We start from the raw sequence: 14,920 nt of genomic DNA on the forward strand, positions 1-14,920 counted from the left end.
GAATGCTTATGAAAATCCAGACAGTGATCCATCCATCTTCGGTCATCGAGGCAGGCGCTAAAGTCGGCGAAGGCGTCCGCATCGGGCCGTTCTGCCACATCAGCGCCGACGCAGTGATCGGCGACCGCGTCGAACTGGTCAGCCATATCTCGGTGATGGGCGCGACCACCGTCGGCGCGTCGACCAAGGTCTATCCGATGGCGACACTGGGCGCGCCGCCGCAGAACACCAAGCACAAGGGCGGCCGCACCACGCTGGTCATCGGTGAGAACTGCACGATCCGCGAAGGCGTGACCATGCATCTCGGCACCGATTCCAGCCGCGGCGAGACGACGATCGGCGACAATGGCAACTTCCTTGCCTACGCCCACATCGCCCATGACTGCATCGTCGGCAATAACGCCACCTTCGCCAATGGAGCGACGTTGGGCGGCCATTGCGAGATCGGCGACAACGTCTATATCGGTGGCCTCACCGCCGTTCATCAGTTTGTCCGCGTCGGCGACAACGCCTTTCTCGGCGGTTGCTCGGCAATCGTCGGCGATGTCATTCCCTACGCCATCGCCGTCGGCAATCGCGCCAAACTTCGCGGCCTCAACATCATCGGCCTGAAGCGCGCCGGCCTGCCGCGCTCCGAGATCCATACGCTGCGAAAGGCCTACAGGACGATCTTCGATCGCTCCCGAACCGTCGGCGAAAACGTCGAGTTCGCCAAGGCGGAATTCGCCTCGTCACCGACCGCCATGAAAATCATCGATTTCATCGCCAGTCGCGGCAAACGGCACTATGCCGTCCCGTCGCTTAGGGGTGGCGACGGCGACGATGCAGATGACGAAGATTGAGGCCACCCGGACGGGCCTTGATCTCGCGCCAGATGCCAGGGTCGGCATCATCGCCGGCGGCGGCAGTCTGCCGGTCGAAGTTGCGATCAGCCTGGCCGGACAAGGCTACCCGCCCGTCATTATCCGGATCGAGGGCGAAGTCGACCGCAAGTCCGACCTCAGCGGCTACGAGCATGAGAGTCTCGCTCTGGAAGACATCGGTTCGCTGGCTTCGTTACTGAGGCGTCGACGGATCAGCCATCTCGTCCTTGCCGGCGAGATCAGGCGCCGGCCGAGACTGATCGACATGCGCCCGAGCCTCGGCTTGCTGGCTGTGGTGCCGTCGGTGGTCATGGCGCTTGCCCGTGGTGACGACGGCCTGTTGAAGGTCTTGACGCGGGCTCTGGAGGCGCGTGGGGTCAAGGTCGTCGGCGCCCATGAGATCGTGCCGGAGCTGGTCGCGGCCGAAGGGACGCTGACCAAGGCAGCGCCGCGCAAATCCGACTGGCGCGACATCGAAGCGGCGCATGCCGCGGCAAAGGCCATCGGTGCGCTGGATATCGGCCAGGCAGCTGTCGCGATTGGCGGCCGCGCCATCGCGCTGGAGGGCGTCGAGGGCACCGATGGATTGCTTGATCGAACAAGGCAGTTGCGCGGCCATGGCAGACTTGCCGGCAGAACGCGCGGCGTCCTGGTCAAATGCGCCAAGCCCGGCCAGGAGTTGCGCGCGGACCTGCCCTCCATCGGCCCACAGACGATCGAGGCGGCGCATGCCGCCGGACTTGCCGGCATTGCCGTCGAAGCCGGCCGCTCGCTGGTTCTGGAAGGCCCCACCGTCGTCGCACGCGCCAATGCGCTCGGCCTGTTCGTGATCGGCCTGCCCGCTGCGGAGCCGGCGCATGGCGACTGACAAGCCGCTGAAGATCGCCATCGTCGCCGGTGAGGAATCCGGCGATCTGCTTGGCGCCGACATCGTAGAGGCGCTCAAGCGCACGACCGGCCGCGAGGTCCGGCTCGTCGGCATCGGCGGCCGCCATTTGCAGGCGCTCGGCCTCACGCCGCTCTTCGACGGCGGCGAGATCGCGCTGATGGGCTTGAGCGCCATCCTGCGCGACCTGCCGCGCCTGATGCGGCGGATCAGCCAGACGGCCAGCGCGGTCGTCGGTGAAAAGCCCGACTGTCTCATCACCATCGACAGCCCGGATTTTTCGCTGCGCGTGGCGAAGAAGGTTCGCGCCGCCGATCCGACGATCCCGATCGTTCACTATGTCTGCCCGAGCGTCTGGGCGTGGCGACCGGGCAGGGCGGTGGCGATGAAACCGTATGTCGACCATATCCTCTGCATCCTGCCTTTCGAAGTGAAGGAGCTCGCACGCCTCGGCGGTCCGCCCGGCACCTATGTTGGCCATCGCCTCACACATGATCCGGGCGTGCTCGGCGCTGCCAAAGCGCAAAGCCTGCCGCGCGATCTGTCCGACGATCGTGTGAAGACGCTGCTGGTGCTGCCCGGCTCGCGTCGCGGCGAGGTGCGACGGCTGGTCGGCCCGTTCGGCAAGACGATCTCGATCCTGCGCGCGCGCGGACACCGCTTGCGCCTGCTGTTGCCGACTGTGCCGCATGTCGCCGACCTGGTCAGGGCTTCGGTCGCAAGCTGGGACGAGAAGCCGGAGATCATCCTTGATCCCGAGCGCAAATGGCAGGCCTTCGGCAAGGCCGATGCGGCGCTGATCGCATCGGGAACGGTGTCGCTGGAGTTGGCGCTGTCGGGTGTGCCGATGATCTCCTGCTACCGGCTCGATCCGGTCATGCGGATGGCCCAGCGCCTGATCACCGTATGGAGCGCCGCCTTGCCAAATCTCATCGCCGACCGTCCGGTCGTGCCGGAAAACTACAACGAATATGTGCGGCCGCATTATCTGGCGCGGCAGTTGGAGGGGCTGTTTTCTGACACCCCCTATCGCGCATGGCAGAAGGACGGTTTTGCCGAGGTGGCCAGACGCATGGCCATCGACAGACCTTCGGGCGACATCGCAGCGGGGGTCGTGATGAAGTACATCAAGGGGTGAGTAGTGAGTAGTGAGTAGTGAAGAAAATTCCTATTTACTACTCACTACTCACTTTTTCTTTTTACCGCTTCGCAATCGGCACGTAGTCGCGTTCCGGCGCACCTGTATAGAGCTGGCGCGGGCGGCCGATCTTCTGGTGCGGATCCTCGATCATCTCTTTCCACTGCGCGATCCAGCCGACGGTGCGGGCGACCGCGAACAGCACCGTGAACATGGTGGTGGGGAAGCCCAGCGCCTTCAGCGTGATGCCGGAATAGAAATCGACGTTCGGATAGAGCTTCTTCTCAATGAAATAGGAATCGGTCAGCGCGATCTTCTCCAGCTCCATGGCGATGTCGAGCAGCGGATCGTCCTTGATGCCGAGTTCGCCCAGAACCTCATGTGCCGTCTTCTGCATGATCTTGGCACGCGGATCGTAGTTCTTGTAGACGCGGTGGCCGAAACCCATCAGCCGGAACGGGTCGTTCTTGTCCTTGGCGCGGGCGATGAATTCCGGGATGTGGTCGACATGGCCGATCTCGCCCAGCATGTTCAAGGCCGCCTCGTTGGCGCCGCCATGGGCCGGTCCCCACAGGCAGGCGATGCCGGCTGCGATGCAGGCAAACGGATTGGCGCCCGACGAGCCGGCGAGGCGGACCGTCGATGTCGAGGCGTTCTGCTCGTGATCGGCGTGCAGGATAAAGATGCGCTCCATCGCACGGGCCAGCACCGGGTTGATCTTGTATTCCTCGCACGGCACGGCAAAGCACATATGCAGGAAGTTGGCCGCGAAATTCAGCTCGTTCTTCGGGTAAATGAAGGGCTGGCCGATGTGATATTTGTAGGCCATCGCCGCGATCGTCGGCATTTTCGCGATCAGCCGCATCGATGCGACCATGCGCTGATACGGGTCCGAGATGTCGGTGGAATCGTGATAGAAGGCCGACAGCGCGCCGACCACGCCGCACATCACCGCCATCGGGTGCGCGTCGCGGCGAAAGCCGGTGAAGAAGCGCGACATCTGCTCATGCACCATGGTGTGGCGCGTCACCCGGTAGTCGAAATCGTCCTTCTGCGCCTTGGTCGGCAATTCGCCGTAGAGCAAGAGATAGCAGACTTCGAGGAAGTCGCCATGCTCGGCCAGCTGGTCGATGGGATAGCCGCGATGCAAAAGGATGCCGGCATCGCCGTCGATGAAAGTGATTTCCGACTCGCAGCTTGCCGTCGACGTGAAGCCGGGATCGTAGGTGAAGGCCCCGGTGGTGCTGTAAAGCGAGCCGATATCGATGACATCAGGTCCGACCGAGCCGCTTCGCACCTTGAGTTCGTGAGTTTTGCCGCCGAACTCAAGTTTTGCAGTCGACGCCTGGGTTTTGCCGCCAAATTCCATTTTTGTCGCAGCTTCGGACATTGCAAACTCCTTTTGGTTTTCTCATGCCGGCAAAGGCGAAATATCTGCAACGCAACACGTCGAAAGGATCGGAGTCCGCGCGTTTGCGCCCGCAATTGGATTTGCGTGCCAAATTGGGCCAAGACCTAATGTTGCACTGCGAAACCCACCTTTCAATGCCAATCTTCTTGGGCCAGTTTTGCTAATCGATTTGATCCGTGACGCGCGCCAGGCTTTCCTCGCGGCCAAGCACGGCAAGCACGTCGAACACGCCGGGCGAGGTGCTCTTTCCGGTGAGCGCGGCACGCAAAGGTTGGGCCACGGCGCTGAGCTTATGGCCGCCCGCTAGCGTATACTCGCGGATCGCTGCTTCCGCCGCTTCGGCCGTCCAATCGCCTGAAATCGTCTTCAGCGCCGCGTGCGCGCCCCGCAGGATCTCGCGCGCCCCACCGCCGAGCAATGCAGCCGCCTTCTCATCGATCGGCAGCGGCCGCTCGGCGAACAGGAAGGCGGCACCGTCGGCCAGCTCGACCAGCGTCTTGGCGCGCTCCTTCAGACCTGGCAGGGCGGCAAGCAACTGCGCCTTGCGCGTGTCGTCGAGACGCGCGGCGATCGCCGGGCCGCCTTCGAGATAGGGCAAAGTGGCGATGAAGATATCGAGCAATTCGGCGTCGTTCATGCGGCGCATGTGCACGCCGTTCAGCGCCTCGAGCTTGGCGAAGTCGAAGCGGGCGGCTCCCTTGTTGACGTCGCCGATGTCGAACCACGCAATCATGTCGGCGATCGACATGATCTCGTCGTCGCCGTGGCTCCAGCCGAGCCGCGCCAGGTAGTTGAGCAGTGCCTCGGGCAGATAGCCCATGGCACGATAGGCTTCGACGCCGAGGGCGCCGTGCCGCTTCGACAGCTTGGCGCCGTCGGCGCCATGGATCAGCGGGATATGCGACATCGACGGCACGTCCCAGCCCATGGCTCGATAGATCACCATCTGGCGGGCGGCATTGGTCAGATGGTCGTCGCCGCGGATGATGTGGGTGATGCCCATGTCATGGTCGTCGACGACGACGGCATGCATATAGGTCGGATTGCCGTCCGAGCGCAGGATGATGAAATCGTCGAGATCCTTGTTGGGAAAGCGGACATCGCCCTGCACGAGGTCATGCACCACCGTCTCGCCGTCGGCCGGCGCCTTGATGCGGATCGCGCCCTTGGCGCCGGCCGGCGCCTCCGACGGGTCGCGATCGCGCCAGCGGCCGTCATAGCGGGGAGGCAGCCCCTTGGCCCGCGCGCTCTCACGCATCGCCTCCAGCTCAGCCGGCGTCGCATAGCAGTAATAGGCTTTGCCGAGGCGTACCAGCTCCTCGGCGACAGCGCGGTGGCGCGGCGCGCGCTCGAACTGCGATACCGGCTCGCCGTCCCAGGTGAGGCCGAGCCAGGAGAGCCCGTCGAGAATGGCGGCGGTTGCCGCGTCGGTCGAACGCTCACGATCGGTGTCCTCGATGCGCAGCAGCATCTTGCCGCCGGTGTGTTTTGAATACAGCCAGTTGAACAGCGCCGTCCGGGCTCCGCCAATATGCAGGAAGCCGGTGGGCGAGGGGGCAAAACGGGTGACGACCTTGTCGGGCATGGAACTCTCGGGCAAGCGCAGGAAACCGATGTGGTTGCGCGGACTTTCGCGCGTCGCGCGTTCATGTAGCATAGGAGGTCAAGGGCGCAAGGGGCAGACCCGATGGCTGGACCAGGCCGCGGCGTGGACGAGAGCGAGGGCGCGATCGCGAGCGTCAGCGAACGATCGCTGTTTGCCGACGTTTCTCCCGTCGAGCCGCTACCCGTTTCGCTGCCTGCGTCGCAACCCGGCATCCAGCCTCTCTCGCCGGACCGCTCCGCGCCAATACCGGCTCCAATACCCGGGCCTGTCGTTCATTTCCGCCGTCTTTCACTATCCGCTATCCGCAACAGCGTGGTTTCGGCGGCGGGCATGGAGCTCGACCGCGGCGTCGCCTTCCTGCTGGTGCCGGTTTTCCTGGCATCCGGAGTGATCGTCTATTTCTCGCTTGCCGTGGAACCGGACTTTCCGCAGCCCATTGCCGTGGTGGTCCTCACGGCATTGTGCGCAGCGGTCACGCGGTCATGGCGCAAAACACATTTGTGTTTCATGGCAGCGTTGCTGTGCGCGCTCGGTGTGCTCGCCGCCAAGGTTGAAACCTGGCGCGCGGGAACGCAGATGCTCGGTTCGGTAATCCAGACCCAACTCACCGGCCGCGTCGTCAGGCTCGACCAGATGGCGAATGGCCGGATCAGGCTGACCCTCGACGTGATATCGACCGCCCGGCCGACACTGCGTTATGCACCGGAACGTGTCAGGGTTTCGGCACGCAAAATTCCCGCTGAGATGACCGCAGGCTCGGTGGCAACCGGCTATGCAAGGCTTTTGCCTCCGACTGGCCCGGTTCGGCCCGACAGCTATGACTTCTCCTTTGACAGCTATTTCGCCGGTATCGGCGCCAGTGGCTTTTTCCTCGGCAATCCGAAGATCGTCGCTTCCGAAGATGCACCGGTAGCCGCGCGCCTTTCTTCGTCGATCGAAAAGGCGCGTGAAACCATCGCCGACCATATCAGGGACAGCATCGGTGGCGCCGAGGGGGAGATTGCCGCTGCGCTGATCGTCGGCGTGCGTGCCGGCATCCCCGAAGAGATCAACGAATCGATGCGGCGCACCGGCATCTACCACATCATCTCCATTTCCGGCCTGCACATGGCGCTTGTCGCCGGCACAATCATGGGATTGCTGCGCGGCGCCTTTGCGCTGTTTCCCGATTTTTCGTCGCGCCGGCCGGTCAAAAAATATGCGGCTGCAGCCGCACTCCTTTCCATCGCTGCCTATCTCATTTTTTCCGGCATCGTGGTCGCGGCTGAGCGCAGCTTCATCATGCTGGCGGTAATGCTTGTCGCCGTGCTGTTCGACCGGGCTGCGCTCACCATGCGCAATCTTACGATTTCAGCCATCGCCGTCATCGTCGTGTCGCCGCACGAGGTGGTCGGCCCAAGCTTCCAGATGTCCTTCGCCGCGACCGCGGCTCTCGTGGGCGCCTATGCCGGCTGGTCCGACTATCGTGCCGACAAGGCCACGGCGCCGCCACAACGACGGTCACCGGCCGCTTTCGTCACGCGGAAGCTCGTCGCTGGAACAGGCACCATCGCCATGACCTCCATCATTGCCGGCAGCGCCACCGCGCTCTTCGCCATCTGGCACTTCCAGCGCGTCTCGCCGCTCAGTCTGTTTGCCAATCTGGCCGTCATGCCGATCGTCACGGTCGTCATGTTCCTGGCGGTCGTCAGCGCCTTGGCAATGCCTTTCGGCTTCGACGGACCTTTCCTCTACATGATGGGCAAGGGGCTGACGGCCATGATTGCAATATCGGGATGGATCTCCGAGCGTTCGCCGGTCGATGCAGTCGGGCTGATTTCGTTGCAGTCGGTTCTGCTGGTGACGGTCGCCCTGGTCATCGCCACGATGGCGACGACATGGTTGCGGCTTGCGGCACTTCCCTTTGCGCTTGCCGGCCTGCTGACGATTTCCGAGACGCGAAACCCCGACGTGCTGATCTCGGAGGATGCGCATCTGGTGGCGCTGCCGATCGGCGGCGGCGAACTTGCCGTCAACCGGGTGCGCTCGAACGAATTCACCACCGACAACTGGAAACATGCGCTGACTTCAGCGACCATTGTCGAGCCGGAGACGTTCGAAAAAGGAGACGTGCGGTTCGACATCGCCGACCCGGCCGACCTGCCGCCGGGAGCGCCTTTCTATTGCACTGCCGGCCTGTGCCTCGCCCGGCATCCGTCCGGCGCGATCATCGCGCTCGCCGATGACCGCAAAATCGCGCGGCCAGCCTGTGCCTTTGCGGACTTGATCGTCATCGACGATGCCACGGCCTATTATAATCCCTGCCGCAACCCGCTGGTCCTCGTCGTGACCAAACGGCAGCTCGCTCGCATGGGCAGTGCCGCCGTCTTTTTCGATCCGCTATCGGCGACGACGCGCGCAGAAATCCGTTTTGCCGTCAAACAGCCATATAGGCCTTGGCATGAGCAGCGGAGATTTTCTCGCGAGGCGAGGGGCCTGCCGCCATACCGTAAGCCTGAGAAACCCAAGAAAGCTGCCGTTCAGTAACGTCGGATCAATCCGACGAGCTTGCCTTGCACCTTGACCCGGTCCGGCCCGAAGATGCGCGTCTCATAGGCCGGGTTGGCGGCTTCCAGGGCGATCGAGGCGCCTTTGCGGCGGAACCGCTTCAGCGTCGCTTCCTCCTCGTCGACCAGGGCGACAATGATCTCGCCAGGCTGGGCGGTGTCGGCGTTGCGAATGATGACCGTGTCGCCGTCGAAGATGCCGGCCTCGATCATCGAATCACCCTTGACCTCCAGCGCGTAGTGCGCGCCGCCTGTGATCATGTCCGGTGGCACCGAGATCGAATGCGTCTGGTGCTGGATGGCATCGATCGGCACACCGGCAGCGATGCGGCCCATCACCGGAATGGAGACGGTGGCAACGACGTCGTCGTCATTGCCGGCCGCAGGCATGCGTGACGGCGCCGGCTTGATCTGTCGGCCGAGGCTGCCCTGCCCAAGGCTGCCCTGAATGACGCTCGGCGAGAATTTGCGCGCCGCATTGAGGCCGGGCGCGATCGAATCGGGCAAGCGCAGCACTTCCAGCGCGCGGGCGCGGTTGGGCAGCCGGCGAATGAAGCCGCGCTCCTCCAGCGCCGTGATCAGCCGATGGATTCCCGATTTGGACGCGAGATCGAGCGCTTCCTTCATCTCGTCAAACGAGGGCGGAATGCCGCTTTCCTTCAGCCGCTCGTGGATGAACATCAGCAGCTCATGTTGTTTGCGTGTCAGCATCGCGACCCCCAACAGAATCAGAAAAACAAACCCAGAACAAACACTATCTGTTCCAGTTGTGTTCCGCAACTGTTTAAAGTTTAATGAATGTGTTGACGTTTTGTTCAGCGTAGCATCAGCACGCTGCAGGCGGCGCCTGTCGCGGCGGGGGGAGCGAATGGCTCGCGCACGATCAGCCCGTTGGCGTCGGCCAGCATTCTGAGCATCGAGGAATCCTGGATGCCGAACGGCGTCGCCTTGAGCGTGCCGGCGTCTTCCTTCACCACGGCGCGTACATAGTCCTGCCTGATATCGTTGGCCGCCATGGCGGCACCGAGCCGCGCCTGACGCATGTCCTGCCGGTAGGCGCGTCCGCCAAGCCGCGCAAGCAGCGGCTTCAGGAAGAGCTGCGTGCAGACCAGGCTCGCCACCGGATTGCCGGGCAGGCCGATGCAGCGGATGTCGCCCAGCCGGCCGAACATCAGCGGCTTGCCGGGCCGCATGGCGATCTTCCAGAAATCGAGCGTCATGCCTTCGCCGGTCAGCACGTCGTGGACGAGGTCGTGGTCGCCGACCGAGGCGCCGCCCAGCGTGACGATGACGTCAGCCCCTGCGTTAACCGCCTTTTTCACCAGCGCGGCAATCGCCTCTTTGCGGTCGGGGGCGATGCCGAGGTCGAGCGCGCTGGCGCCGGCCGAGCGGGCCGCGGCAGCGACGCCATAGGCGTTGGACGAGATGATCTGGTCCGGGCCAAGGTCGCTGCCTGGCGGCAGCAATTCGTCGCCGGTGGCGATGATGGCGACCAGCGGCCGTTTCACCACGCTGACCTGCGGATGGTTGGCCGACGCCGCCAGCGACAACGCCGCCGGATCAAGCAGGCGGCCTTTCTCCAGCAGAACGTCGCCCTTCGAGAAATCGAGCCCGAGGCAGCGGATGTTGCGGCCTTCAACCGTCGACGCGGTCACTTCGATGCTGCCGCCGCCGAGGTCGCGGACATTCTCCTGGATGACGATGGTGTCAGCGCCTGCGGGAAGCGGCGCGCCGGTGAAGATGCGCACGGCCTGCGCCGGGCCGACTGTTCCGGCAAAGCCGCGTCCGGCCGGCGCCATGCCGATCACCGCAAGTGTTGCCGGCGCGGAGGCGACATCCTCGGCCCGCACGGCATAGCCGTCCATGGCGGACGCGTTGAAGGGCGGCTGGGTGCGGAGCGCCGTGAGCGGGTCCGCCAGTATCCGGTCGGCGGCGTCCATCAGGGTGACGCTTTCAGCTTGCAAGGGCGCAGCATCTTCAAGCAGGCGCTCGAGCGCGTCGGCAACCGGAAGCAGCGCCATTATTGGCCTGCCCCTTGGGCGCCTACTTTGTAGACGCCGGATTTGCCGCCGGTCTTTTCCACCAGCCTGATGCCGGAGATCACCATGGCGCGGTCGACCGCCTTAGCCATGTCGTAGATGGTCAGGCAAGCGACCGAGACGGCGGTCAGCGCCTCCATCTCGACGCCGGTCTTGCCGGTGACGCGGGCCAGCGCCGTGACCTTCAGGCCAGGCAGCGTCGCGTCCGGTTCGATGTCGACGGATATCTTGGTCAACAGCAGCGGGTGACAGAGCGGGATCAGCTCATGCGTCCTCTTGGCCGCCATGATGCCGGCGATGCGCGCCGTGCCCAGCACGTCGCCTTTCTTGGCATCGCCGTCGAGGATCATCTTCAGCGTTTCTGGCCGCATCGAGACAAGACCTTCGGCGATCGCCGTGCGGGTCGTTTCCGCCTTGTCGCCGACATCGACCATATTGGCTTCGCCTTTCGCGCCAAGATGGGTGAGGGCAGCCGTCATCGTCAGACGGCCTTAGAACGACGTGCGTCCGTTTGGACGCACATAGCACGCTCTAACACTTTGGATTTATGCATCGTGCTCTCCGAAAATCGATTCCGATTTTCGGGCCGATGCATGAGCCGGCGCCTTGCCCGTCAAAAGCAGGTGCGTTGCGGCGGCCACGTCCTGTTGCCGCATCAGGCTCTCGCCGACGAGGAAGGTGCCGATGTCGCTTTTTTCCAGCCTGCGGCAATCTTCGTGCGAGAAAATACCGCTCTCGCTGACCAGCAGGCGGTCGGCCGGCACCATCGTCGCGAGCCGCTCCGAAGTATCGAGACTGGTTTCGAACGTCCGGAGGTTGCGGTTGTTGATGCCGATCAGCCGTGACGACAGTTTCAGCGCGCGTTCCGTCTCGGCTTCGTCATGCACCTCGACCAGCGCGTCCATGCCGAGCTCGAAAGCCGTCATTTCGAGCTCCCTGGCCACGGCGTCATCGACGCTCGCCATGATGATCAGGATGGCGTCAGCGCCCCACGCACGGGCTTCGAACACCTGATAAGGCTCGAACAGAAAATCCTTGCGCAAGGCGGGCAATGTCACGGCACTGCGCGCATCGGTGAGGAATTCAGGCGCGCCCTGGAAGGACGGCGCGTCGGTCAGCACCGAGAGGCAGGCGGCGCCACCTTTCGCATAGGCCCTGGCCAGTGCCGGCGGATCGAAATCGGCTCGGATCAGCCCCTTGGAAGGGCTCGCCTTCTTGATCTCGGCGATCAGCGTGAAGCTGCCGGATTTGCGCTTGGCTTCAAGGGCCGAGAGAAAGCCGCGCGGCGCATCGGTGTCTTTCGCCCGCGCCTTGATCTCGGCAAGCGGCACGCGCGCCTTCGCCGCCGCGATCTCGTCGCGCTTGTAGGCTTCGATCTTGCGCAGGATATCAGACACGGCTCTATCCGTTCGAAATCTCGACCAGCCGGTCGAGCACTTGCAGCGCCCGGCCGCTGTCGATGGCTTGCGCCGCCGTCGCCATGCCGTCGGCAAGCATCGTCGCCTTGCCAGCCACCACCAGTCCGGCGCCGGCGTTCATCAGCACCGTATCACGAAAGGCGCCGGCGGCGCCGCCCAGCATGTCGCGTAGCGCCTGGGCGTTATAGGCGGCGTCGCCGCCGCGCAACTCGTCCTTGGTGTGCCGCTTCAGCCCGACTGCTTCCGGGGTTAGCGTAAAGGTGCGGATCTCACCGCCGACCAGCTCGGCCACTTGGGTTTCGCCAGTGGTGGTGATTTCGTCATAGCCGTCGCCATGGGCGACCCAGGCGTGTTCGGCGCCCAATGCCTTCAGCGTCTCGGCCACCGGCATGATCCATTCCGGCAAAAAGACGCCAACCATCTGCCTGCTGACACCAGCCGGATTGGAGAGCGGGCCAAGCAGGTTGAAGATGGTGCGGGTGCCGAGCTCGACGCGGGTCGGGCCGACATGCTTCATCGCCGGATGATGCGCCGGCGCGAACATGAAGCCGACGCCTGCATCGTGGATGCAGCGGCTGATCGTTTCCGGCGGGATATCGATCTTGACGCCGAGCGCGGTCAGCACGTCGGCGGCGCCGGTCTGCGAGGACAGTCCGCGATTGCCGTGCTTAGCCACCGGCACGCCACAAGCGGCGACGACGAAGGCGGAAGCGGTCGAGATGTTGACGCTGTGCGAATTGTCGCCGCCGGTGCCGACGATGTCGATGGCGTCAGCGGGCGCATCGACACGCAGCATCTTGGCGCGCATCGTGGCGACGGCGCCGGAAATCTCGCTCACCGTCTCGCCGCGCACCCGCAGCGCCATCAGGAAGCCGCCGATCTGGCCGGGCGTAGCGTCGCCCGACATGATGATGTCGAAGGCCTCGCGCGCCTCCTCGAAGGAAAGGGCGGTGCCTGCGGCGACCTTTGCGATATGGGTCTTGAGCGCGCTCATCTGGTCAGGGCTTGGGCAACGGCTGTCTGATCGATACGAACGTCGTATTGCGTCTGCAACTGCGCCACCAACTGGTCGAGCAGGTCGTCGGACATGCCGGATGTGAAGGATTTCTGCGCGTCGTCCGGCACCGAGCTGGCGTCGGCTCCGGCAGGCTCGAAGACTTCGGCAATCTTGAACAGGATCTGTCCGTCGCCGGTGGGCGAGGGGATCAACCCGGTCCCGCCTTCGCCTTCGCCGAACATCGCTGCCGCCCCTTCCTTGCCGAAATCGACGTCGTCCGCCTCGCGCTTGACGCCGCGCTTGGTCTGCTTCTCGAGCTTGAGCTCGCTTGCGATTACATCGAGCGTGGTGCCGGCCTTGAGACGCTTTTCGAGTTCGACCGCTTTTGCGGTGAGCCGCTTGGTCGTTTCCGCCGCCGTCCAGTCGGCCACTACCTTCTGGTGGACTTCATCCAGCGTGCGGTCGCGGGCCGGCGTGATCGAATCCACCTCGTAGAACACGAAGCCGTTGCCGGCGGTGGTGAGGTCGGGCTTCTCGGTGCCGGGTTCGGCGTCGAACACCGCCTTGATAAGCTCCGGCGATTCCGGCAGGTCGTTGACGATGGTGCCGTCCGGCCTCTGGCCGGTGCGATCGATCGCATCGATAGTGACGACCTTCAGCTTCAGTTTTTCGGCAGCTTGCGTAAGCGTGCTGCCCGAAGCGCGCATGTCTTCGTAGTTGTCATGCACGTCCAGCAGAATGCGGCTTGCCTCGCTCAACGCCAGATCCTTGCGGATCTCGGCGGACACTTCGGCCAGCGGCTTCACCACTTCGGGCTTGATGTCGGTGACGCGCAGCAGCACCGCACCAAAGGCGCCCTGAACGACCGGGCTGATCTCGTTGGCGTTGAGCGCGAAGGCGGCGTCGGCCACCGCCTTGTCGGCAATCTTGTCCTTGGGCAGCGTGCCAAGCAGCGTGTCGGCTTGCGTCTTGCCTTCGGCGGCAACGATCTTGTCGAAGGTCGCGCCGGTCTTGAGTGAATCGAGCGCGGCCTTGGCGGCATCAGGCGTCTTGAACACGAGCTGTTCGATGGTGCGCGTTTCCGGCGTAGTGTAGCGCCCCTTGTTCTTGTTGTAGGCGTCGCTGACCTGTTGGTCGGTCACGGCACTCAGATCCATAATGTCTTGCGGCTCGAGCCTGACATAGGAGAATTTGCGGTATTCAGGCGCCGCATAGGTCTTCTTGTTTTCCTCGAAATAGGTCGAAAGCACGCTGTCGGACGGCGCTTCAATCGGCTCGACCAGCGATTTCGGTAAAGGCAGGTAGTCGATGGTGCGGTCTTCGCCACGATAGAGCGCGACCGCCTTCAAGAAGGTATCCGGGGTCTTGAGACCGTCCGAAACCGCCTCGACGATCTGCTGGCGCACAGCCACCTGGGCGCGATTCTTGAGATAGTCTTCAGGCCGCATGCCGACCTGTTGCAGTATGTATTCGAAAGTCCTTCTGTCGAAGGTGCCGCCGGGGCCCTTGAAGGCCGGGTCCTCATGCGTGAGTTGGGCCAGGCGGTCCTTGGACAGCCCAAGCCCGAGCTTGCGGGCCTGCTCATCGAGCACTGCACCCGACACGAGTTGCGCCAGCACCTGGTTGTCCAGGCCGAGCGCCGTCGCCTGCTCGCGGCTGATGCGCTGGCCGAATTGCTGCGACATCACGCTGATCTGGCGATCATAGGCGAGACGATACTCGTTGATCGATACTTTGGTGCCTCCGGCCGTGATAACCGCGTCGTGGCCTGCAAAACCACCCAGAAGCTGTCCCGAAATGCCCCAGACGGCGAAGCTCAACACCAACAATATTAGCAGCGCCTTCGCCACCCAGGTCCCCGCCGCGCTTCTCAAGATACCAAGCATGTCACTTCCGATTTTTTGCGCATTTTCGCATGCGCCGAGTCTGAAACAAGCGCAATAGCGTCCTTCCGGCCCACTGTCGATTGCTTTGTGGGCTGAGTTTGGTAGTGAGGACGCAGCCGAATGTTGCCCG

12 protein-coding genes are annotated in these 14,920 nt (G+C 63.7%); 4 read left to right on the forward strand and 8 right to left on the reverse strand.

All coding sequences use genetic code 11. The annotated features are described in order from the left end of the window. The first annotated feature begins 8 nt into the window (after positions 1-8). From lpxA to lpxB, 3 genes are read left to right on the forward strand one after another with little or no spacing between them, the layout of a single operon-like run. Complete coding sequence (lpxA, locus tag EOC93_RS03370) at positions 9-842, forward strand: acyl-ACP--UDP-N-acetylglucosamine O-acyltransferase (protein WP_127203839.1); 834 nt, start codon at positions 9-11, stop codon at positions 840-842. Beyond that, positions 829-1,731: a UDP-2,3-diacylglucosamine diphosphatase LpxI gene (gene lpxI, locus EOC93_RS03375; RefSeq protein ID WP_164759027.1), complete on the forward strand. Its 903-nt coding sequence runs from the start codon at positions 829-831 to the stop codon at positions 1,729-1,731. The genes lpxA and lpxI overlap by 14 nt, the downstream gene beginning before the upstream one ends. Then, complete coding sequence (gene lpxB, locus EOC93_RS03380; protein WP_127203841.1) at positions 1,721-2,887, forward strand: lipid-A-disaccharide synthase; 1,167 nt, start codon at positions 1,721-1,723, stop codon at positions 2,885-2,887. Before lpxI ends, lpxB begins: the two co-directional genes overlap by 11 nt. Before the next feature lie 61 nt (positions 2,888-2,948). Here lpxB and gltA read toward each other — a convergent pair whose 3' ends face one another. Both gltA and gltX read right to left on the reverse strand, forming a co-directional pair. After that, positions 2,949-4,277, reverse strand: coding sequence for a citrate synthase (gene gltA, locus EOC93_RS03385; RefSeq protein WP_095485242.1), 1,329 nt, complete (start codon positions 4,275-4,277; stop codon positions 2,949-2,951). A gap of 181 nt (positions 4,278-4,458) precedes the next feature. After that, positions 4,459-5,883 carry a glutamate--tRNA ligase gene (gene gltX, locus EOC93_RS03390; protein WP_127203842.1) on the reverse strand — a complete coding sequence of 475 codons (1,425 nt, stop codon included), beginning with the start codon at positions 5,881-5,883 and terminating at the stop codon, positions 4,459-4,461. A gap of 102 nt (positions 5,884-5,985) precedes the next feature. On the opposite strand from gltX, the gene EOC93_RS03395 reads away from it, so the two are divergent. Further along, positions 5,986-8,430: a ComEC/Rec2 family competence protein gene (locus EOC93_RS03395; protein WP_127203843.1), complete on the forward strand. Its 2,445-nt coding sequence runs from the start codon at positions 5,986-5,988 to the stop codon at positions 8,428-8,430. Here the strand turns inward: EOC93_RS03395 and lexA are convergent. The 6 genes from lexA to EOC93_RS03425 all read right to left on the reverse strand — a co-directional run bounded on the left by lexA (position 8,424) and on the right by EOC93_RS03425 (position 14,790). Then, entirely contained in the window at positions 8,424-9,161 is a 738-nt protein-coding gene (gene lexA, locus EOC93_RS03400) for a transcriptional repressor LexA (protein ID WP_126106489.1), read from the reverse strand. The two genes, EOC93_RS03395 and lexA, sit on opposite strands and share 7 nt — an antisense overlap. A gap of 104 nt (positions 9,162-9,265) precedes the next feature. Beyond that, complete coding sequence (glp, locus tag EOC93_RS03405) at positions 9,266-10,471, reverse strand: gephyrin-like molybdotransferase Glp (RefSeq protein WP_127203844.1); 1,206 nt, start codon at positions 10,469-10,471, stop codon at positions 9,266-9,268. After that, entirely contained in the window at positions 10,471-10,968 is a 498-nt protein-coding gene (gene moaC / locus EOC93_RS03410) for a cyclic pyranopterin monophosphate synthase MoaC (RefSeq protein WP_127203845.1), read from the reverse strand. Before moaC ends, glp begins: the two co-directional genes overlap by 1 nt. Positions 10,969-11,034: 66 nt before the next feature. Continuing rightward, positions 11,035-11,886, reverse strand: a complete 852-nt coding sequence (gene trpC, locus EOC93_RS03415) for an indole-3-glycerol phosphate synthase TrpC (protein ID WP_127203846.1) — start codon at positions 11,884-11,886, stop codon at positions 11,035-11,037. A gap of 4 nt (positions 11,887-11,890) precedes the next feature. Beyond that, on the reverse strand, positions 11,891-12,901 hold the full coding sequence (trpD, locus tag EOC93_RS03420) for an anthranilate phosphoribosyltransferase (RefSeq protein WP_127203847.1): 1,011 nt from the start codon (positions 12,899-12,901) through the stop codon (positions 11,891-11,893). Continuing rightward, on the reverse strand, positions 12,898-14,790 hold the full coding sequence (locus tag EOC93_RS03425; protein WP_127203848.1) for a SurA N-terminal domain-containing protein: 1,893 nt from the start codon (positions 14,788-14,790) through the stop codon (positions 12,898-12,900). Before EOC93_RS03425 ends, trpD begins: the two co-directional genes overlap by 4 nt. Between the last annotated feature and the right edge of the window lie 130 nt (positions 14,791-14,920).

Origin of the sequence: Mesorhizobium sp. M6A.T.Ce.TU.002.03.1.1 (genome assembly GCF_003997275.1) — a bacterium.
GTDB classification, from domain to species: domain Bacteria; phylum Pseudomonadota; class Alphaproteobacteria; order Rhizobiales; family Rhizobiaceae; genus Mesorhizobium; species Mesorhizobium mediterraneum.